The sequence below is a fragment of the Seonamhaeicola sp. genome (assembly GCF_028281565.1).
Classification (GTDB): domain Bacteria; phylum Bacteroidota; class Bacteroidia; order Flavobacteriales; family Flavobacteriaceae; genus Seonamhaeicola.
Genome location: NZ_JANQJQ010000048.1, coordinates 92,059 through 113,638 on the forward strand (window position 1 = coordinate 92,059; position 21,580 = coordinate 113,638).

Genomic DNA, 21,580 nt, shown 5'->3' on the forward strand with positions numbered 1-21,580 from the left:
TATACGGTCATAGAAAAGAATAATTTCATAATTCAAAGATGCCCTTTTATCACTCTATCAGAATCTCATCAATAAAAACCCAGGCCGGGCTTCCTGCCCCACTATGCCATGACGGACAGGCACCAACATTACGTATCTTTATTTTTATGAATTGCGTTGTTTGGTGAACCTTCTGTATTAGTCTATCAATGCCTTCGGTTCTAAGGTTGATGCTATTTGTATTTTCGGAAGCTATGGGCTCACTGTAATGAACACCGTCATCTGAAAAGCTCAGCTCAAAATATCTGGGGCCAAAGATCCAATAGTGAGGCTGATGAAGATATTGCAGGCTTATGGTTCTTATTGATTCTTGTTCGCCAAGGTCAACAATAAATTCCAGGTCCCCGGATTCCTGACCAATCCATTGTCCGGTACTATAGTCCCTAAACCCCATTTTGCCATCCAGGAGTACACCTATGTTATTGTACTTTGGATGCAATTCATCTGTTGATTCAATCTTAGCCCTAAACCCCTTGTGTTTTATAATTTTTGACACTTTTGGAATATCTTCAACATCGGCGTGTTCCCATTTGCTATAAGTATCTATTAAATCCTGTACTTTTTCAGGATACTGCAATGCCTGGTTATGCATTTCGGATACGTCTTCATCCAGGTTAGATAAAAACAAAATATCATTCTCAGGATGCAGTGCTCCTTTTTTAGAAGTATCTTTTGGAAACCCAATAAGCTTCCATGGTCCCTTGCGCACTACCCATTGGTTCCCATATTTCCAGAAGGCCAAATCACGGAGCGACTGTTTTCCCGGATAGCGTAACATTTCCGAAAGATCCAGGCCGTCAATATTATCAGGTACCTTTTCCAAACCACATAAAGCAGCCAGCGTAGGCAGCCAATCAATATTCAAGAGCATCTCATCATTTACAATACTTTCCGGAAGATTTGCTTTCCAACTTATTATGGCAGGTAAACGGATGCCTCCTTCAAAAAGGCTACTTTTCGCACCCCTGTAGGGGCCCGCACTTCCGCCACCTTTAAATGCCCGTAACTCTGTTGAATGCCCATTATCAGATTGGTATATAATGATGGTATTATCCCGGATCTTTAGTGCTTCCAATTTATCCAGTAAAAACCCAATGCGTTCGTCTATGGTCGATACAAACGCTGCATAGTCCGCTCGGGGTGCCGGGATAGCTTTATCCTTATAATGCTTTCGCCATTTTTCTGTGGGTTGATATGGGTAATGTGGCATGTTAATAGCATAATACATAAAAAAGGGCTGGTACTTATGATCTTCTATAAAGGTCAGGGCCTTGTCCGAAATCAAATCGGGAAAATATTTACCCGGATAAAAAACCTCTTTACCATTTTCATAGAGATCATGAATGTTAGGCCCACTCCAATAAAAGTAATGGGAATAATTATCAATACAACCTCTCAAATGACCAAAAGAATAATCAAAACCCTGCGCGTTGGGTCCGGTCTCTACGCTCATACCCAGGTGCCACTTGCCAATATGTCCGGTGGCATAACCATTATCCTTAAATAATTCTGCCATGGTATATTGGTCTGTCGGCATACCATGACTCCCGGGCCTTGCAGATGTATTATTTGTTAGCCCTGCATTTTGCGGGTATTTTCCGGTAAGCAATCCGGCCCTGGAAGGCGCACATACTGGGGCCGTTACATAGGCCTGTGTAAAACGTGTTCCTTCTGCCGCAAGTCGGTCCATATTAGGCGTGAACATATCGGACGCCCCATAACATCCCATATCGACCGCTCCCTGATCATCTGTGTATATGATAATGACATTTGGCTTTTCAACGGATACTCCTGTCTGGGCCAATACGGACATCATACCGCAAAGTATCGCCATCAACAGTATCATCCATGTCTTATGTCTGTATACCTTACTCATTATGATTAGATTTACCCGAGGAACCATTCCGGGTAGAGATTAAGCCTCCTTAAGGCCCCATAAATGTCCATCGAACAGTTTTATAGTTAAACAGGTCTCCCGATATCCGCTGCTCGTTCCCCATCAACCTTCCATTGGCATCCCGTTTTGTCTTTAATCTGGTCCATGAAAAAGCGCCCTGTTCATAGTCAAAGGTCTCTCCATCATCATCATACAATAAAAACTCGCCGTCTGCCTCTCCGTAATGACGCACTTCCAACTCCTGTAACTCATCCCTTTCCGGAGCATGCAAACGCGGTTGGATCATGGGTATGATACCGCCATCCTTTACATACAAAGGAATTTCTTCCAATTTCGAATCTACATGAATGATCTTGTTCTCGCCCACATAGTCACCGGTGTAAAAGTCATACCACTTTCCTGCGGGTAATATAACCTTGCGGGACTTCTGTCCTGCAAATATAGGAGCCACCAAAATGTTATCCCCAAACATATATTGATCTTTAATATCCTCCTGTGTGGCCATTTTATAAGGATTCTTCGTGTCATCCAAAACACCCTGAACCGTTATGTCTTTTTGAACAAAATTATCCAACAGTTGCATCGGGCGAACAGGAGGTGTTCCGTTAAAATGATAGTCGGCAAAAGTTGAATATATATAGGGTAATAGTTGCATCCGTAACAGGGCTACGTTTTTAACATCTTCGTAAACCTCAGGGTAAGACCAGGGTTTCGTTCCGCTATACCAGGCATTGATCATAGCCATGGGAGAAAAACACACGGCCTGCATACGTCGTAACCACTCCTCTCCTGTGGGAGAGCTGCGTACTTCCGGTGTCCATAGCAATCCGGAAAATCCGGAATTAACCAATGCGGTTATAAAGTCCTCGTGTTTATAATAATCGTTATAAATCACGAACGGAAACCGGGATGCACCGGCATTGGATGCTCTCACCAAACCATAGGTCCTTACATTCTTTTGGTGATATAGATCGGTGATCATGTCCTGTAAAAGAAGCCCATAGGTTTGGCGCATCTGTTCCGCATCTATGCCAGAAGGAAACGAAGCTACATTGGGCCATAACCAATTATCATAGCCGTCAACCTCATCGATCTTCAATCCGGACACACCAATATCAAGTTGGTGCTTTGTGTAAAAATCGGTAAACACCTTGCGGGTCTCTTCCATCGAATAATCAGGTACGATCCCGTTCCAAACCGTATGTGAACCTGACAAAGGAAGCATGGGTTCATATAATGTGGCCTTAGGTGCTATATAAGGATTGATCCATAGATTTGTTCGGACCCGTTTGTCCAGAAGGGTCTTCACAAATTTCCCTGGTTCCGGAAAACGCCCTTCGTCCCATTCGTAAGAACACGGATAGGACCTGTTCATCCATCCCGGCTCCAGGCCAATAAAATCCAACGGAAAGCCTTGTCTTTCAAATTCGTTCACTTCATTTATGACATCTTCGGCAGAGAATAAGGTATGGGTTCTATAAGTAAAGCCCAGTCCCCATTTAGGAGGTAAACAGCCTCCTCCGGAATACAGGTTATATTTCCGCACTACATCAAGTAGAGTGTCTCCTCTAAAAATAATGATTTCGGCCTTATCATCAGGGATCAGTATTTCCACTATGTCCGATTTTGGCTGTGGATCCCAGTCAGGGTCAGTATTCCGATCATATACAACCGGTTTGTTTGGACTATCAACGCGTACCCCTGTTCCCACATAAACATCAAGATAGCGTGCCGTATTGATGAGTACCCCGTAGCCCTTACTGGATACATAAAACGGTACCGGGGCATGAGTACGCCCGTTATCCTTTCCATCATAATGATCTACCTGTAAATGATACAACTTACCTCGCCTGTTAACACTTTTAAAATGAAGCCCCAGGCCATAGATATCTTCGTCTTCATCAAGAGGGAATCTCAGATACAATTTATTGTTTTGATGCTCAATATGTATTTGTTCCCGGTCCAGCGGAAAATCGGCTTCTTCAAACTGATTTAGCCTTTCCAGATCAGGGATTGCTCCGGCAGCATCCAGAAGTGTTACGGCATCTTTATTGCCAACCGTTTGTTTCCAAACACCATTTGCCACCTGTTGCCATGACGCTACATTGCCTTCTTCCGTACTCTTATTGCAAGCACTTGCAATTATAAACAGGCAGATTATTGCTGAAATATGTTTTAGTTTCATGGGTGTTGTCTTTTATATTGTTTAGTAAATGCTTTCTAAAATCCTAAAGATATTATTTCCAATTCATATGGGGAATACTGTCCATTTCAAATATTAAATGTTCGCCGTTAACGATATCGGAATGCTTAATGAACGGATGTTTTAATACCCTGCCATCCAATGTAGCCGATTTGATATATTTGTTTTTATCAGATACATTATTTGCCAATATGGTAAACGTTTTCTGTTTATAGGGTTCACCAAGCTTAATCGTCGTTTTTTCGAATAGCGGTGTGCCAATGGCATAGCTATCACTTCCCGGTGTAACCGGGTAAAACCCCATACTACTAAAAATATACCAGGCGGACATTTGTCCACAATCATCGTTACCACTTAAGCCATCGGGTTGATTCTTATAGTTATCATGCAAAATCGCCCTGATCTTTTCCTGTGTTTTCCAAGCTTGATCGCAGTAATTATATAAATAGGCATAATGATGGCCGGGCTCATTATCATGCCTGTAATGGCCCAGATCAAAATTCTCATCCAGTTTTTTTGCAAAGGCTTCTTTGCCTCCCATGGTATTTATCAGGCCATCCACATCCTGCATGGCACAAAACAAATAGGTCCAGGGGCTGCCTTCTGTAAAGGCCTTAAAATCTTTGGGGTCTCCCGGATAAAATGTTCCGTTGGCCAGCCTGGCCTGCATAAAACCACTTTGTGGATTATAAAGGTTTTTGTAATTCTTGCTCCGAAGCATAAACATGTTCTGATCTTCATATTTTCCCAGGGCCTGTGCCATTTGAGCTACGCAAAAATCATCATAGGCAAATTCCAGAGTCCTGGATACGGACTCCTTGGTTCTATCTGCCGGAACATACCCCAATTGCTTATACCATGATAATCCTCCCCGGGCTTCATAGGATGTCCAGTCGGCTCTGTCCGCCCATAGTTTGTTCCGGTCGCCATCGGGAGGGGTCATGGCATTCTTATACATGGCCTCGTAGGCTTTGTTCACATCAAAATCACGGAATCCTTTTACATAGGCATCCGCAATCACGGCATCGGCATGTGTACCGATCATGATATTCGTATAGGACGGGTTTGGCCATTTGGGCATCCATCCCCCTTCATCATACATTTGTAAAAGAGAACGGATCATTGGATCTACATGCTCCGGAGCCGTAAACAACAGTAGCGGGTGCAACGCTCTAAAGGTATCCCATAAGGAATAATCGTTATAGGATATACCCTGATGAATCGTATCATCAAAGGCACTGTAATACGAACCGTATTCCGAGAATATTCTTGGGTAAAGCAGGGCATGGTACATAGCGGTATAAAAATTCACCTGCTGATCATGTGTCCCGCCTTCAATAGCGATCCGGCCCAGATAATCTTCCCAGGTTCTTTTGTTATGTTCCTTAACAGCATCAAAGTCCCAATCCGGAATTTCTTGTTCCAGGTTTTGTCTTGCCTGTTCGATACTAATGAACGAACTTGCTATTTTTACTTTTACGGTAGTCTCCGGTTTGGCTAAAAATTTGACGTAGGCACCAATCTTAGCTCCTGACTGTTCTTTTTTGGAATTGAAAGTTTCAACGCCTTCAGCACTATCCATCCAGGTACCGAATGTATCGAAACCGACATCAAATTTTAACACAAAATAGCCTTTAAAATGCTCCAGGTCAGGACCCATTTTATCCTCATAGACCAAATTGTGGCGGTCCGGGTTATATCCAATAATCTCATTATTGTCCGTATCTATTTTTACAAAACCATCCGATGCTTCCAACCGGGACATTTCTATCATCAAGCCCGGGGATTCAGTACGGTCGTACTTAAATTTAAAGAACCCACACCTGGTGGAAGCAGTGATTTCTGTTTCAATAGCTGCCTGCTTATCTTCCATTTTAACCGAATAAAAATAGGGTGTAGCTATTTCATCTTCATGCTTAAACGGTAAGCCTCTTTGATTAGGGGTTACTTTTAAATCACCCGTTTGCGGCATCAAGGAGATGAAGCCATAATCGCCCATCCAAATGGCAGGCTGATGAGTTCCGGTAAACCCAATGATGGTATCGTGATCATAGCGGTAACAGGCCTGGCTGATACGATTCTCCTGGGTCATCGGAGACCATTGGGTCATTCCAAACGGCATGGTCACTCCGGGAATCATACCGCCATACTCACTTATATGTTCTCCCGTTGTGCCTATATATACATTCACCAGATCTACCAACAAACCAGTTTCTTCTTTCTCCGGTGAAATCCCCTGGTTACAGCAGAGTACCAGAGCACATAGCATCAAGGTATAAAATCGTTTCATTTCTATATATCCGGAAGTATTTAATCTTTCCCAAATAAGTTATTTCAATATCGACCCGGAAAAGTATTCGACGGACAACATGTGGGCTTAGACAAATAACCCGGCTTTACTCTAAAACCATTTTTAGAGTTTGGCTATCAACCAAATCGGCATGATCAACAAAATAACTTTTGTAGGGTTTACCGCCAAGATACATCTTACGAATATGCCCATCCGGTTGTCCGGTCCGTTCTATGACCAGTTCTTTATGTTTATAATATGTTGTATCCAACTGAATGGTAACTTTATCAAACATGGGAGCCGAAAGGGTATATATTGGTGCTCCGGGTGTTATGGGATAAAATCCCATCATGCTGTACACCAACCAGGCCGACATAGTTCCGGTATCATCATTCCCCGGGAGACCGGCGGGTTTGTTCTGAAAATATTTTGCCACCAAAGCCCTTACCGTTTGTTGTGTCCTCCAGGCTTCTCCCTTCACATAATTAAAGAGATAAGGGTAAGCAATGTCCGGTTCATTGGCCATATCGAACTGATCCGTATCAAATACCTTTTGCAACTGCAGGCTAAATGCGTTACGTCCGCCCATGAGCTTCATAAGTCCCTTAATGTCATGGGGGACCATAAAGGCGTATTGCCAGGCATTGCCTTCTATAAACCCTACATTTTCTTCAAAATTGGCTCCTGAGAACGGATCAAACGGTTCGTACCATGAACCATCTGCATTTTTAGGCCTTAAAAGATCCAGGTCTGCATCAAAAAGATGTCGGTAAGACAATGCCCGTTTTTCGAATCGCTTTTGATCTCCGGTCTTACCCAATGCTCCAGCCAAAAGTGCAATAGCATGATCGGCAGCATTATACTCCTGTGTAGTTGAGACCGGCCCTTTATGATTAGTTGTGACATAGCCTTTTTCTATATAGTCCTTAAGGCCCGGACGAAGCGGATTATCCTCTAATTGTTCTGCACTCTTGAGCATGCCTTTATAGGCCTTATCAACATCAAAATCCCGAAGTCCTTTTAAATAGGTATCGGTAATGACAATGGCCGCAGGGTCACCTACCATGGTAAAGGTCTCTGTAGAGTTCAATTCCCACTTGGGTAACCAGCCGTTTTCATCGTACATGGCTATCATACTTTGTACCATTTGTATTTGCTGTTCCGGATATACCAGTGACATCAATTGGTGGTAATTGCGGTAGGTATCCCAAAGCGAAAATACGGTGTATCGCGTCCCTGTAGTTTTCCCGATCTTTCCAGTTTTGATCTCGGGAAACTCTCCGTTGACATCATTTAAAATATTGGGATGGATCAATGTATGGTAAAGCCCTGTATAAAAAATGGTCTTGTCATCCTGGGATCCACCCTCCACACGTATTCTTGATAGCAAGCGATTCCACGATTCAAAAGTGTCCCGGTAAATGTTGTCAAAGGATTTATCCTGAGCTTCTGCTTCAAGATTTTTTCGAGCGTTCTCTATACTCACATAAGAAATGGCTACTTTAACCTCTACGGTTTCCCGTTTATCAAACTTATAGGTCATGTAGGCACCAATACTATCTCCAACAATCGTTCTTGTGGCGTTCTCCATGATACGTGTTTTACCATTATACCCCATCCATTGGGCTTCCACCCCGTCATATTTAGCAGGTTTTTTCCAGGCTCCAAAAGTATTGGCCGACTTGGAAAACCTGGCTACAAAATATACCGGGTAAGCATCTTCAGGGCTGTTGTAACAAAACGATCCTATCGAGCGAAGCCCTTCAATTTCCGTATCCGAGACCACCCGTAAACTGGCTCCCTGTTCATTTGTTAATCCCAATCCGAGATTCAACAGGATATTTGACTCTCCTTTGGGAAACGTAAAACGACTTACGCCAACACGCTCAGAGGCAGTACATTCTGCCTTAATATCATACTTATCTATATGGCAGGAGTAATATGCTGTTTTAGCCTCCTCTTTGGAATAGGAAGATCCATATTTAAGGTGATCGGTTTCAAGATCTCCTGTTGTAGGCATGAGCAATAAAACACCCAGATCCGGGCATCCTACACCACTTAAGTTCACTTGACTAAATCCGGTTAAAAAACTATTTTCAAAGACATAGGGATTGGATAGCCATCTACTATCTTTTTCCAGGGTATTTTGTGGCCCTGACACATTAAACGGACTGATACTGGCCATTCCTCTTGGAGCCACCGGACCGGGATAGGTAGCTCCAAAGTTGGAAGTCCCTATAAACGGATTGACATAATCTACCGGTTCCTGACTATGAACTCCCAGACATACAAGCATTGTAACCCCTACAACCAAATGATTTATACAGTCGTTTAACATGAACTTTAAATATCTTTGGGAGCCTTTATTATTCATCTATAGCATCAATTTTGAAAACCCAGGCATATTTTGATCCCGGGTTTGCCTGCAAGCCTTCCGGTATTTCTATTTTAAACCCTTCATCAAGCTTCTTCCATTTAAGTCGTTTATTGGTTCCCAGCATAAGGACCTTTGAACCGCGTTTTGGTAGTAACGACTTTACAATGATCTCTTTGGGCATACTATTCTCATGCTCTGCTGCCAAATATAGAAGGTAAACACTACCTGCTTTGTCCCGGGTAAAACAGATATTATTTTCTTTATACGGCGCTATCGGTTTCGTTCCGTAAATGGCCTTATCATTAACTTTCATCCAGTCACCATAAGCCTCCAGCAGGTCATAAGCTCCTTGTTGCCAAGCGCCATCAGGTCCCGGTGCCACATTCAACAACAAATTACCACCTTTGGCCACGATGTCTATAAGCATATGTATGGCTTCCCGATGCCCCATATACACAGCATCCCTGGTATGTGACCACCCGCCTCCGGAAATGATATTGGACTCCCAAGGATAGGGCAACATTTTTTCAGGAACCCTGTTCTCTGGGGTTAAATAGTTTTGGTTCTTTCCATGTACAGCTCTGTCGACCACAATTAATCCGGGTTGCTTTTTACGAGCCTTGACCACCAGGTCATCCATTTTTATATCCTGATTTACAATTCTGTTCTTTAGAAATCCGTTAGCTCCGGCTTCTTTGTGTTTCCCTATATACTCGGCCTTTATTTCTTCGGGTGTCTTTTTGGCTACCCAGCCACCATCCAGCCATAGAATATCAACCTTTCCATAATCGGTCATTAGTTCCAGGATCTGATTATGGGTAAAATCAACAAACTTTTGCCATTTCTCCGGATAGATCGCGGGATCGTAATTTACATTACGGTCCTGTGGTGGAAAATAAGGATCCCAGTAACTTGGGTGATGCCAGTCCGGTTTTGAAAAATAGGCCCCTACCCAAAAGCCCTCTGCTCTGAAGGTGTCAAACAATTCTTTGGTTATATTAGACCTGGGATTGGAACCAAAGGCACAGTCATCACTGGTTACCTTATAATCTGTATATTTTGAATCGAACATGGAAAAGCCATCATGGTGCTTAGTGGTAAAAACCATATACTTCATACCGGCGTCTTTTGCTGCTTTCGACCATTTTTCAGGATTGAATTTAACGGGATTAAAGGTCTTTTTTAACCCTTCGTATTCCCGTTTGTAATCATAATAATTCCCTGCATTTGACCCAGCCTTACGCTGACTCCAGTCATAATCCTCAGGGCAAAGCGACCAGGACTCTACAATACCCCATTGGCTGTAGGTTCCCCAGTGCATCAACAACCCGAATTTCAGATCCTGCCATGCCTCAAGTTTCTCCAAAACCAGAGGGTCGGTTTCGGGGACATAACGTTCGTCTTCATAAATGGCCTGTGAAAAGGCATTTACCGAAATTATTACCATTAATAGTAACCATGTTTTTTTTGCTGTGATCATATCTATATCTTTAATTTATAATTTTTACGTTCCATCCAACCTGTAAATAGTACAACTCCTAGTGCAAACCCCAGCGACACCAGAAGCCCTACAAAGCCCCGATTGAGCTCCTGCGGCAACCTGAAAGGAATCATCTCTCGTAACGGATACACGAAATAGGGGATCATATAACAGGTTAAGGTCGCTGTCCCCGCGGGCATTATTATTTTGGCCCAGTTTGTTTGCCTCATCATATCCGAAATAATGTAAAGTATGGCGGTCATAAGGAATCCAATCCCCGTACAGATCCCTACCCAGGCCGGTGTTGCCTGAATTTTCGATATCCCCCAAATGGGTTTAAATGCTATGCCATAGACCAGGCAACCAAGACCCAGTAATACCAGTATTAAAACGGTGGCTAAGTGAGGCCTGTTCGATTGTTGATCCATAATCATTCCCGCTAAAACACCAGCAGCCGTAAAAGCCGGAATACTTCCCTGGTAAATGACTGAAAAATAACTAAGCATGCCCGTAGGTTGCTGTAATATTCCGGAATGGCTTAAAACAGCCAGTCCGTTAAAAATTACAAACATGAGAATTACCAGGATCCAATTTCCTTTTGACCAAAGATGCACCAGGGCATTTACAAGATAGGCCCAACCTATAAGACCAAGTATGCCCCACCAATGAGTTCTCATACCCATGGAACCGTCATCACCGCCACGATACAGGAATACGAGAATGATCAGTAACAAAAGCCCCGTCAGCCTGGCCAGGACGTATTGTTTTTTTGTAAGCGGACTTTTTTTCCAGTTCATCCAGAGGAGCATCACAGCTGTAGCCATAAGGAGTCCCCACAAATATTTACCTCCGGCTATACTTTCATGATGTGCGGTTTCATAGTTTACCATAAACACACCTATAAGAAGCAGGGATAAAGACCTGATCACAATATGCCTGCCAATGATATAATCCGAACTTCCGGATGCCTTCCGGTTTCGGATCGCAAAGGGAATACTTAATCCAACAATAAATAAGAACAGTGGAAATATGACATCAGAAAACCCTAAGTAGTCCTCTGTAGCCGACGCATGTTCCAACCACTTTGGCACCTCTGTAAGAGTGAAGAAATCGTTTACCCAGATCATTAAGAACATGGTTAAAGCCCTAAGGATGTCTATTGCTATTATTCTTGTCATTATGAAACGTTTGGTAACAGAAGGCCTACTATTTGAGTTTTATCGTTTTTCCTGTTGCGGCACTTTCTTTTGCAGCTTCCAAAACCTCCATGACGATCATATTGTTTTCCAAAGATGACAGATCATAGGGCGCGAGTGTTATTTCACCATTTACAACTGCTGCAAAAAAAGCAAAAGGGTCGTTATAAGGATATTGTCGCTCTTTCAAGGACTCCTGTGCTTCCAAAGTACGCTCACTTAATCTGTACTTTATATCCGTCCTATTTTCACAGATAACATATCCGGACACCCCATAAACCTCCATATCTTTTCTTGATATGGGCCAATTCCATGAGGCCTGCACTATACCCTGCAATTTGGGATACCTTAGGATAATGGTGGCTTCATCGTCAACTTTTGGATATACATCCGGTTTCATAGTTTGTGTTATCGCTGTAACCGATTCCGGCCTTTCCCCTCCATTTAACCATGTGATCAGATTGACTCCATAGCAGCCAAAATCCGTCAGGGCTCCGCCTCCGTTTCTATCGGGATCTGTTAGCCAACTCAGGAACTCTTTACTAACCCCAATCTCAGAGGGCCCTTTATGCCCATCATGAACAACCACTTTGCGTAGATCTCCGACAACTCCGTTTTGGATCATCTTATGAGCTTTATGGTTAGAAGCATACCAGGTGGTCTCGTAATTGGTAATCAAATGAATCTTATGGGTTTTTGCCAGGGCTTCCATTTTTTTAGCATGCTCTAGGCTTACAGCCAGCGGTTTTTCAACCATAACGTGAATCCCTAAGGGTGCAAAGGTCTCAACTACCTCTAAATGTTCATCTATTGGCCCAAATGCAGCAACGGCTTCGGGTTTGGCGGCTGCTATCAGGGCTTCCATGCTATCATATACCATAGCCATCGGATAGCCATATTGATCGGAATAGCGCTTCGCCAGGGCCTTGTTTGCCTCAACGATCCCTATTACCTTTATTTCCTGGCTTTCAAGTTTTCCCAAAATCCAATGTACATGATCATGGGACAGGCCAATTACTGCCATACGTACCTGATCCTGATTTGTCTGGCTGTGCAACATAAGTGTATGAAAAGTAATTATTATGAAATATAGTATATGTAACCCTCGCTTTCCCATACTTAAAAAATTATTTATAATACTAATGTCAATTTTTATTGATTGTCTGACTCAGTGAATATGGGGCTTCTGCTTCTTTTTCGGCATTGATATTGGGTTTATCATCCATTTTAAAATACAACTTTCCGCCTTTTTGAATGGCATCAAAATCAAGATATCGTTTGTTGTATGCCTTACTGTTTAGCTGCATGGCATCAATATAGTAATTCTTCCGGTTGTTATCGGGTGCCAGTATTTCAAAAGTATTGCCATTTTCCAAATGGATCGTCGCCTTCTTAAAAAGCGGACTTCCTATTACGTACTGATCGACACCAGGGGTTACGGGATAAAAGCCCAGTGAACTAAACACATACCAGGCCGAGGTCTGCCCGTTATCCTCATCACCACAATAACCATCCGGTGTAGGTGCATATAATTTGGTAAGTACTTTACGAATCTTCTCCTGAGCTTTATAGGAGGCATTTGCATAATTATAAAGGTAGATCATATGCTGAATGGGCTGATTGCCATGTGCATAATTCCCCATGTTCATAATTTGCATTTCTCTTATTTCATGTATGGTAAACCCATAGTAGGAATGATCAAAATGTGGTGGCATGGTAAATACGGAATCCAACCTATCTACAAAAGCTTCTTTGCCTCCCATCAAATCTATCAGTCCCTGGATATCATGAAATACGGACCATGTATAGTGAATGCTATTGCCCTCTGTAAAGGCATCTCCCCATTTTAAGGGATTGAACGGACTTTGAAAACTGCCGTCTTTATTCTTACCACGCATCCATTTGGTTGAAGGGTCAAATAAATGCTTGTAATTCATGGAGCGTTTATAGAAGGTCTCTGCCAATTCCGATTTACCCAGTTTTTCAGCCATACGGGCAATAGTAAAATCTGCAAAGGCATATTCCAGGGTCCGGGCGGCATTTTCATGGATGCCCACGTCATAAGGTACGTACCCCAGCGTGTTATAATATTCGACGCCTTCACGCCCTACGGATTTTATCACCTTACCATTGGCTAAAGGGCGTCCTTCAGAAGTGGTAGCATTCTTTACCATAGCTTCCAACAGGAGATCCGTGTCATTCAGATCAATCCCTTTTAAGAAGGCATCCGCAATGATTGGCGACGAATTAGACCCTATCATACAATCGCGATGCCCGGGACTGGCCCATTCCGGTAACCACCCCGATTCTTTGTAGGTGTTCTCCAGGCCTTTCATGATCTGAGCATTCAGCTCGGGATACATCATATTGAAAAAGGGAAAAACAGCCCGAAAGGTATCCCAAAATCCGTTATCGGTAAACATATAACCGGGCAACACTTCACCGTTATAAGGGCTGTAATGAACCATCTCATTGTTCCCGTTGAACTCATATAACTTCCTTGGAAATAATAAGACGCGATACAAACAGGAATAAAAGGTTCTGATATTATCAATATTATCATCTTCAATACGAATCCTGCCAAGTTCTGCTTCCCAGGCATTTTTGGCTTTAGCCCGTGTTTGTTCAAATGAATCTGTTCCTATTTCCCTGGTCAGGTTGATATGAGCTTGTTCATGACTGATAAAGGAAGAGGCCACTTTTACGTGAACAGCTTCTCCTCTTTTTGTCTGAAATCCAATGACGGCCCCCACATGGTCTCCCATACTTTCCAGACTATCCTCCAGAAGTGTCCATTCGTCGGACCAAGTATGGGTGATCTCAAAATCCTTATCAAATTCTGCTACAAAATAATTATGAAAATTATCGGGAACACCACCGTTGTTATTTCGGCAGTATCCTATGATCTTTCTCTCTTCGGGAATAATCTTAACCATGGACCCCTTGAAAAACGCATCCAGCAAAATGTAAGCGCTCCGGGACTCCGGAAAGGTAAACTTGAAATGGGCAGCCCGTTCTGCAGGGCTTACTTCAGCTACCACGTCATAATCAGCCAGGTACACACTGTAGTAATGTGGTTTCACAACCTCCGATTTATGAGAAAACCAGGAGGCACGCTCGTCTTCCTGAAACTTCAGGGCACCCGTTACGGGCATTAGAGAAAAGGCAGCATAGTCATTGATCCAGGGACTGGGCTGATGAGTCTGCTTGATGCCCCGTATTTTATTATCATCGTAATTATAGGTCCACCCGTCCCCCATTTTGGAAGTCATGGGTGTCCAGAAATTCATGCCCCACGGCATTGCAATGGCCGGGTAAGTATTGCCGTTGGAAAGCTCAAACGAAGAATCCGTTCCCATTAAGGGATTGACATAATCTACCAGGGACACTGCCTCATGCTTTGAAATAACTACATCCTGCTTACACGAACAAAAACAAATCACCACTACCAGTATGATGGCTTTGTTTATGACCTTATTTAAAAATTGTCTACTCATGAGAAAACGTGCCTGATTCATATTAGAATTACTTAATAACTTATGCAATTTAGTATCATTCCATAAATTTGGGATATATTATGCTTGCAACGGCATTTTTTCGACGAATAACAATGCTGAACCTGCTAATTTATTTTTTTAGGAACTCCAGGCCATTTTAAACGGGGCATCTTCCAATCTGTTGCCCTTTTCCGTATTGTCGCAAACAGCGTAATTGAATCCGGAGCGCAAACTATATCCGGCATAATCACCCTGTTTATTCACGGCAATAAACCCGGTTTGCAAATACTCCATATCCGGATGCCCAACATGTTTTTTATGGATGCGATCTACAACTTCCTTACAGGCTTCCAAAGGTGATCTCCCGTGACGCATTAATTCAACCACCATAGCCGCTCCTGCTGTCCGAATAATGGCTTCGCCCAGTCCGGTAGCGGCCGCAGCTCCTACCTCATTGTCCAGAAATAATCCGGCACCAATGATAGGGGAATCACCTACACGGCCATGCATCTTCCAGGCCATACCACTGGTTGTACAGGCGCCCCATAGATCGCCGGAACTATCCAGGATCAACATACTGATTGTATCATGATTTTCAATATTGATAACAGGGTTGTATTTGGATTTTTCCAGCCAGGCCTTCCAGTCTTTTTCCGACTCAGGGGTTAGAAGATTCTCTTTCACAAAGCCTTTGGACAAGGCAAAATCCAGAGCGCCTTTACCTGAAAGCATGACATGAGGTGTATCTTCAAGCACTTTCCTGGCTACCGAGATGGGATGTTTTATCCCCTGTATAAAGGATACAGCTCCGCAATCACTGTTCTTGTCCATAATACAGGCATCAAGAGTAACGTTGCCTTCCCGGTCCGGTAATCCGCCATAACCTACACTGCGTTCTTTTGGGTCCCCTTCCGGAACTCTCACCCCGGCTTCTACGGCATCCAGACCGGAACCACCACTCATAAGAACCTCCCAGGCCACTTCATTGGCTGCCAGTCCGAAGTTCCAGGTTGAAATTACTAAAGGCACTTTACCGGTTAAAGAACTAACAGGGACAGGAGTTCCGGACGGCTCATTTGCGGCCTGCTTACAACTATAGACCGTACTTAAACCCAAGGTTCCCAAAGCTGCTGTCTTTATAAAATCTCGTCTGTGTGACATGTTATCTCGTTTTAATTGTAAATTTCTCCACTACGCAACGGCCTATAAACCGTACTTTTATCCGGTGAGTCTCCCATGGTAAAAACAAGCTTGCCACCATTCATAATTTCTTTATGAGTGATAAAATTTCGCAATAAAGGTTTCCCGTTAAGACTTATGGACTGTATATACATATTACCCTTTGTGTTATTCAGGCATTCTATTTCAAAGCTATTTCCATTTTCCAATTGAAGCTTCACATAATCAAACAAAGGCGATCCGAAAGCATAAGCACCCTGAGCGGGATTGACCGGATAGAATCCCATGGCACCAAAAATATACCAGGAAGACATCTGCCCACAGTCTTCGTTACCGCAATGGCCATCGGGTGTGTTTTTATACTGTGTTTCCAGAATACGCCTGATCATCTTCTGAGTTTTCCAGGGTTTGGAAACGTAATTATATAAATACCCTACATGATGGCTGGGCTCATTGCCATGGGCATATTGCCCAATCATTCCTGTACTGAAAATAGGTAGTTTATCCTCTGGAAGCGGATCCAGGGTAAACATGGAATCCAGCTTCTTTTCAAATAGTGCATCGCCTCCCGAAGCTTCAATAAGCCCTTCCATATTTTGCGGTACGTACCAAAAATATTGCCAGGCATTACTCTCACAAAAATATGGCGTATATTCCTTAGGAATAAAGTTGGTTACAAACGTTCCATCCTTCAATTTAGGCCTCATAAATTTGCTTTGGGGATCGTATACGTGTCGCCAGTTTTCCGAACGTCCCAAAAAATAATGATAATCTTCTGTCTTTCCCAGGTCTTTGGCAAATTGTGCCAAACACCAATCGTCATATGCGTATTCCAGTGTTTTTGAAACCGACCAATTTTCGTGATGACCATCTACGGGTACATATCCCAAGGCTTTGTATGTATCTATTTGCCTGGCGTTATCCATGGCACTTGCTCTACAGGCTTCGTAAGCCAGCTCAGTATCAAACCCGCCTATTTTTTTAAAATGCGCATCTACAATGACGGGGATAGCGTGATAGCCTATCATCATATTGGTTTCGTTTCCCTGCATGGACCAAACCGGTAATAATCCGGTTTCCTTATAATGCGCTAATAATGAAGCAATCATCTGTCCGCTTCGTTCCGGATGCAACAAGGTGTACAGGGGATGAGCAGCCCGAAACGTGTCCCAAAGTGAAAATGTATCATAACGCTCATAATTCGTCACATGCATTATGGAATCGTTGGCCCCCTTATAATTACCATTGGGATCACTTAATAAGGTAGGTGCTAACATGGACTGATACATCATGGTATAAAAGATATTCTTTTTGGAAGCATCTGCCGTTTTAATATGTACTTTTCCAAGTTCGGATTCCCAGTCGGCATTTGCCAGATGACGGAACTTATCAAAATCAAACCCGGGTGCTTCGGTATCCAAAGACCTGTATGCACCTTCAATGTTAGCTGTAGACAACCCCACTTTTAAAATGATCTGCTCATTTTCTACCGTGTTATAATCTAATATGAGCCTGGTATCTTCTCCCCTGACCTGACCGGTATTCAGGGAATCCCCATTGTACAAGCGGTAGGACTCAAACGGTTTTGAAAATCGCATTACAAAATACACGCGTTGGTCTCTGGCCCAACCGGTGGATTTCCTGTAGCCTTCCACCGTACTGTCATTAACTACTTTAATATGCGTATCGGTAGGACGGTCCCAATTCAGGGCATAGCCCAAATCAATATGTAGCTGCGAGGCCTTATCTTCAGGAAAGGTGTATCTGTGAATGCCGGTTCTTCGGGTTGCCGTAAGTTCTGCTTTAATCCCGTAATCCAGTAAATCAACAGTATAATAGCCCGGTTTAGCGGCTTCACGGTCATGAGAATACTTTGAAAACGGCTTAAAATTATTGGCTTCAATCCGTTTTGAAAACCGACTATTGGTGGGCATGACCAATATATCATAAAGATCTCCTGCCCCTGTACCTGTGAGATGCATATGAGAAAACCCGGAAATAATGGAATCCTGATAATAATAACCGGCTATCCGGTCCCAGCCGGGAATACCTATATCGGGGCTCAGTTGTACCATCCCAAAAGGTACTGTAGCTCCGGGATAAGTGTTTCCCGGACCATCAGTCCCGATAAATGGGTTTACATATTGGGTAAATGATAACTGTTCTCTTTCCTGTTGGCAGCCAAAAACAAAAATCATGAGGCATATCAAGCTCCAACCGTAAGTTTTCATGGTCTATCTTAGTGTAATTGTGCTTTCGTCTCTTTGATCACATTCAGGTAATCTTCGGTCAGGGCATTACCGTCAAAAAAGGTAACGCCTTTAGCTCCATTGTCTTTAGCCTGAAAGATGGCTTCTTTCAATTCGGCAGCCGATTGGAACGGCGGTAGATACAACCCGGTGTTAAGCCCTATAGACCTACCCTCAACATCACTTACACCTTGCTTTGTTGCGAACCCTATCCAATCGATCTCTTCATTGTAGAACCCGTGGTAGATCATAGGATACACCTCATCAATATCCCATTTATCCCAGCGTTGCCTAACCATATGATCGGCCATTTCGGGGTAAGGAAATACAGCAGCGGTTAAGATCTTCCCATGTTTATGGGCAATATCATAAGCATCATCCACCATACGCTTCACACTGTTCAATCGAAACTGTTTCCATTCCATATCAATGGCTGTATTGGTACTGGCCCGAATATCCTTATGGTGCTTGGCTTCAAATGCACTTACACAAGCATCACAATAGCAAAAATCATATTCCGGGAGTTCTTCATCCTGTACCAGATTATACTTGGGCAACAACCCTATAGGCAGGAAAATATCAACATACCTGATATAATCCAGATGTACACTCTCTATGCCTTCCACTTTGGCCAGCCCTTCTACCAAACCCAGTATATGGTTTCTTGAAGCCTCCCGGTTCGGGCAAAGCCACTGATAGTAATCTACATAGGGCCTTGTATCAAAACAGGATTTACCTTCTTTACTTACTGCGTACCATTCGGGATGTTGTAAGGCAATGGAATCTCCCGGGCGGTTCATGGTCATGATCCAGGCATGAACGCGAAGACCTTCGGCTTTAGCCAGAGGTGTAATTCTGCTTAAGATTACGGGATCGGTATTGGTATTTATTAAAACCTCATCCATCCCCGCTTGTGCATATTTTTTGAATTCGGCCGTATAATCGGCATCCGATTTGTCAGCATCGGCAGTAGTCCAGACTCCAAATTCAAAGGTTGGTTTTTGTTCTTCGGTCTTCTCAAGCTGTTCTTTTTTCACTTTACCTGAACAGGCTACAATACTACAAAGTATTAATAAACATAAAATGCGTTTGATCATCATGATATAATTTTTATTTAGATATAAACTTGCCGTCTTCTTTTACAATCAGGGTACGTTGTGTAAAAGGGCTTTTAACGGTTATGTTCCACCCTGTACTATGGTTTTCTAATGTGGGTTTAATGGTGTGTCCGTCCAGTACCCGGTCTTTAACCTGTAACAAATCCAGGCTTTCAGCCCAGGCCTTATGGGTTTCCTTATGGGCTTTTTGAGCTCGATAGTATTCGTACAGATACCATTTGATCCTTTCATCATTCGGAATATTGAACTGATCGGAATCTCCGGGCTGTTTTGGTGAAAAATACAGATAGCCCCAATGTTCAGGAACATGCATGTTGATCACGCCCTGTGGAGACCATACCCAATTATACTCACTTAAATAATGTCCCGAAGCATCCTTTTTACGCTGGTATTTGCCATTGATAATACTATGTTGCCAATTCACCCGCGAAAAATTAATTCTCCAGAAGGTCCCTGCGGGTTCAATCTTATGATAGTAGCCTGTTTTAAATGCAGTCCATGGCAAAGCAATTTCAAGGGTCCAGCTTTGGTCTTCATCAGCTGGGTTATTCAGAGTGCCATCTACATGTACTGCCGACTTCAATCCTGTGATGTCCCAATCGTGTTTTATCGGGTTACCCTTTTCTCTAAAAGGCTTGGTAATAAACAGGTCCCAGACCGTATTGAGAGCATTTATCTCAATTTCGTAATAATTATGGGTATCACCATCCGGATCAATAAAGAGTTCGAAGTCGTTATTATAGAAAATGATGGTATCACGCTGTTTTAGATTCCCCCACACATGGGGCTCTTCCATTTTTGCCAACACATATAGATAGTCATCATCCCATAACATCTTCATATGGGTAGGATATTTTGGTGTTTTAACACCTTCTATATCTATAAAGCTGGTAGACCAACTAACATTTGACCAGGCCTGTTCATTGTCTATCCCATCAATCTCAAGCGGCTTGACCGTCTTGTAAGCCACATAGGATTTTGGCTCAGGGTTCTCAGACTGGGCACAACTGAGTACGGGTAAACACCCCAAAAGAACGATCCAGAAATTAAGCTTCAATTGCATCTTCTAAAAATTATAAACTGTTTTCTTTTGTAAATACCACGATCTCGTCCAAATAACCAAAGGCCATAGCTACAACCGTATCGGCAGCACCATAGTATACGCATAACCTGTTTTGGTTAATATCATGTAACGCTGCACAGGGAAATACCACATTGGGCACATCCCCCACCTGTTCATAGGCAACCTGTGGTGCCAGTAAATAGGGTTGTGTTCTGTATTTGACCTTTTCCGGCTGATCTTTGTCCAGAATGGCTGCTCCCATGGCATAGCGAAATCCGTTACAGGTATTAATAACACCGTGATAGAGCATCAGCCAGCCTTCATCTGTTAAAATGGGAATGGGCCCCGCTCCTATTTTGGTAGACTGCCACGCACTGTCCTCAAACGGCGTCACCTTCATAACACAGCGGTGTTCACCCCAATATTTCATATCAGGACTATAACTTATATAGATATCTCCGAAAGGCGTATGCCCGTTATCACTGGGCCTGCTCAACATGGCGTATCTGCCGTTTATCTTCTGAGGGAACAACACGCCATTCCTGTTAAACGGAAGAAAGGCATTTTCACACTGGTAAAAGGTTTTAAAATCAAAGGTGTATCCAATACCTATGGTTGGGCCGTGATACCCATTACACCAGGTGATCCAATAGCGGTCTTCTATAAAAACCACACGTGGATCGTACTTGTAATCCGATTGGATCATTTGGGTATTCCCGGGCTGCATGACGATTGGTTCATGGTCAATTTCCCAATCAATACCATTCTTACTGAATCCTGCAAAAATATTCATTTGCACGGCCTTATTATCACACCTGAAAACACCTGCATAGCCATCTTCAAAGGGTACCACTGCACTATTAAAGATACTATTGGACGTTGGTATCTGGTCCCTCCGTATAATTGGGTTTTCAGAATACCGCCACATGATATCCGTACTTCCGGCGGGCCTCTCCTGCCAGGGCATAGTTATTATTTTACTATCAATCATT

The 21,580-nt window shown here is 43.0% G+C and carries 13 protein-coding genes; all 13 read right to left on the reverse strand.

Going from position 1 to position 21,580, the window contains the following annotated elements:
- Positions 1-49: 49 nt before the first annotated feature.
- On the reverse strand, positions 50-1,915 hold the full coding sequence (locus Q0983_RS20875; RefSeq protein ID WP_299557267.1) for a sulfatase-like hydrolase/transferase: 1,866 nt from the start codon (positions 1,913-1,915) through the stop codon (positions 50-52).
- 49 nt (positions 1,916-1,964) lie between these two features.
- The gene (locus Q0983_RS20880) at positions 1,965-4,121 is read right to left on the reverse strand and encodes a TIM-barrel domain-containing protein (protein WP_299557269.1); all 2,157 of its coding nucleotides are present in this window, start codon (positions 4,119-4,121) and stop codon (positions 1,965-1,967) included.
- Between the two features lie 52 nt (positions 4,122-4,173).
- Positions 4,174-6,429, reverse strand: a complete 2,256-nt coding sequence (locus tag Q0983_RS20885) for a GH92 family glycosyl hydrolase (protein WP_299557271.1) — start codon at positions 6,427-6,429, stop codon at positions 4,174-4,176.
- Between the two features lie 106 nt (positions 6,430-6,535).
- On the reverse strand, positions 6,536-8,725 hold the full coding sequence (locus Q0983_RS20890; protein ID WP_299557496.1) for a GH92 family glycosyl hydrolase: 2,190 nt from the start codon (positions 8,723-8,725) through the stop codon (positions 6,536-6,538).
- 70 nt (positions 8,726-8,795) lie between these two features.
- A complete protein-coding gene (locus tag Q0983_RS20895) occupies positions 8,796-10,286 on the reverse strand; it encodes an alpha-L-fucosidase (RefSeq protein WP_299557273.1) in 1,491 nt (496 codons plus the stop codon).
- A gap of 2 nt (positions 10,287-10,288) precedes the next feature.
- Complete coding sequence (locus Q0983_RS20900; protein WP_299557275.1) at positions 10,289-11,464, reverse strand: DUF5009 domain-containing protein; 1,176 nt, start codon at positions 11,462-11,464, stop codon at positions 10,289-10,291.
- Positions 11,465-11,492: 28 nt separating this feature from the next.
- A complete protein-coding gene (locus Q0983_RS20905; protein WP_299557277.1) occupies positions 11,493-12,542 on the reverse strand; it encodes a Gfo/Idh/MocA family oxidoreductase in 1,050 nt (349 codons plus the stop codon).
- A gap of 85 nt (positions 12,543-12,627) precedes the next feature.
- Positions 12,628-14,979 carry a GH92 family glycosyl hydrolase gene (locus Q0983_RS20910; protein ID WP_299557279.1) on the reverse strand — a complete coding sequence of 784 codons (2,352 nt, stop codon included), beginning with the start codon at positions 14,977-14,979 and terminating at the stop codon, positions 12,628-12,630.
- A gap of 138 nt (positions 14,980-15,117) precedes the next feature.
- Entirely contained in the window at positions 15,118-16,140 is a 1,023-nt protein-coding gene (locus tag Q0983_RS20915; RefSeq protein ID WP_299557281.1) for a N(4)-(beta-N-acetylglucosaminyl)-L-asparaginase, read from the reverse strand.
- 11 nt (positions 16,141-16,151) lie between these two features.
- Positions 16,152-18,389, reverse strand: a complete 2,238-nt coding sequence (locus Q0983_RS20920) for a GH92 family glycosyl hydrolase (RefSeq protein WP_299557283.1) — start codon at positions 18,387-18,389, stop codon at positions 16,152-16,154.
- 8 nt (positions 18,390-18,397) lie between these two features.
- Positions 18,398-19,507 carry a hypothetical protein gene (locus Q0983_RS20925; protein WP_299557285.1) on the reverse strand — a complete coding sequence of 370 codons (1,110 nt, stop codon included), beginning with the start codon at positions 19,505-19,507 and terminating at the stop codon, positions 18,398-18,400.
- A gap of 10 nt (positions 19,508-19,517) precedes the next feature.
- Positions 19,518-20,588, reverse strand: a complete 1,071-nt coding sequence (locus Q0983_RS20930) for a carbohydrate-binding family 9-like protein (RefSeq protein WP_299557287.1) — start codon at positions 20,586-20,588, stop codon at positions 19,518-19,520.
- A gap of 10 nt (positions 20,589-20,598) precedes the next feature.
- The gene (locus tag Q0983_RS20935) at positions 20,599-21,555 is read right to left on the reverse strand and encodes a glycoside hydrolase family 130 protein (protein WP_299557289.1); all 957 of its coding nucleotides are present in this window, start codon (positions 21,553-21,555) and stop codon (positions 20,599-20,601) included.
- Positions 21,556-21,580: the final 25 nt, after the last annotated feature.

Bases quoted from the DNA above. Each gene is read 5' to 3' on its own strand.
- Q0983_RS20875 (WP_299557267.1), bottom strand. From the start codon at position 1,915: ATGAGTAAGGTATACAGACATAAGACATGGATGATACTGTTGATGGCG.
- Q0983_RS20880 (WP_299557269.1), bottom strand. From the start codon at position 4,121: ATGAAACTAAAACATATTTCAGCAATAATCTGCCTGTTTATAATTGCA.
- Q0983_RS20885 (WP_299557271.1), bottom strand. From the start codon at position 6,429: ATGAAACGATTTTATACCTTGATGCTATGTGCTCTGGTACTCTGCTGT.
- Q0983_RS20890 (WP_299557496.1), bottom strand. From the start codon at position 8,725: ATGCTTGTATGTCTGGGAGTTCATAGTCAGGAACCGGTAGATTATGTC.
- Q0983_RS20895 (WP_299557273.1), bottom strand. From the start codon at position 10,286: ATGATCACAGCAAAAAAAACATGGTTACTATTAATGGTAATAATTTCG.
- Q0983_RS20900 (WP_299557275.1), bottom strand. From the start codon at position 11,464: ATGACAAGAATAATAGCAATAGACATCCTTAGGGCTTTAACCATGTTC.
- Q0983_RS20905 (WP_299557277.1), bottom strand. From the start codon at position 12,542: ATGTTGCACAGCCAGACAAATCAGGATCAGGTACGTATGGCAGTAATT.
- Q0983_RS20910 (WP_299557279.1), bottom strand. From the start codon at position 14,979: ATGAGTAGACAATTTTTAAATAAGGTCATAAACAAAGCCATCATACTG.
- Q0983_RS20915 (WP_299557281.1), bottom strand. From the start codon at position 16,140: ATGTCACACAGACGAGATTTTATAAAGACAGCAGCTTTGGGAACCTTG.
- Q0983_RS20920 (WP_299557283.1), bottom strand. From the start codon at position 18,389: ATGAAAACTTACGGTTGGAGCTTGATATGCCTCATGATTTTTGTTTTT.
- Q0983_RS20925 (WP_299557285.1), bottom strand. From the start codon at position 19,507: ATGATGATCAAACGCATTTTATGTTTATTAATACTTTGTAGTATTGTA.
- Q0983_RS20930 (WP_299557287.1), bottom strand. From the start codon at position 20,588: ATGCAATTGAAGCTTAATTTCTGGATCGTTCTTTTGGGGTGTTTACCC.
- Q0983_RS20935 (WP_299557289.1), bottom strand. From the start codon at position 21,555: ATGCCCTGGCAGGAGAGGCCCGCCGGAAGTACGGATATCATGTGGCGG.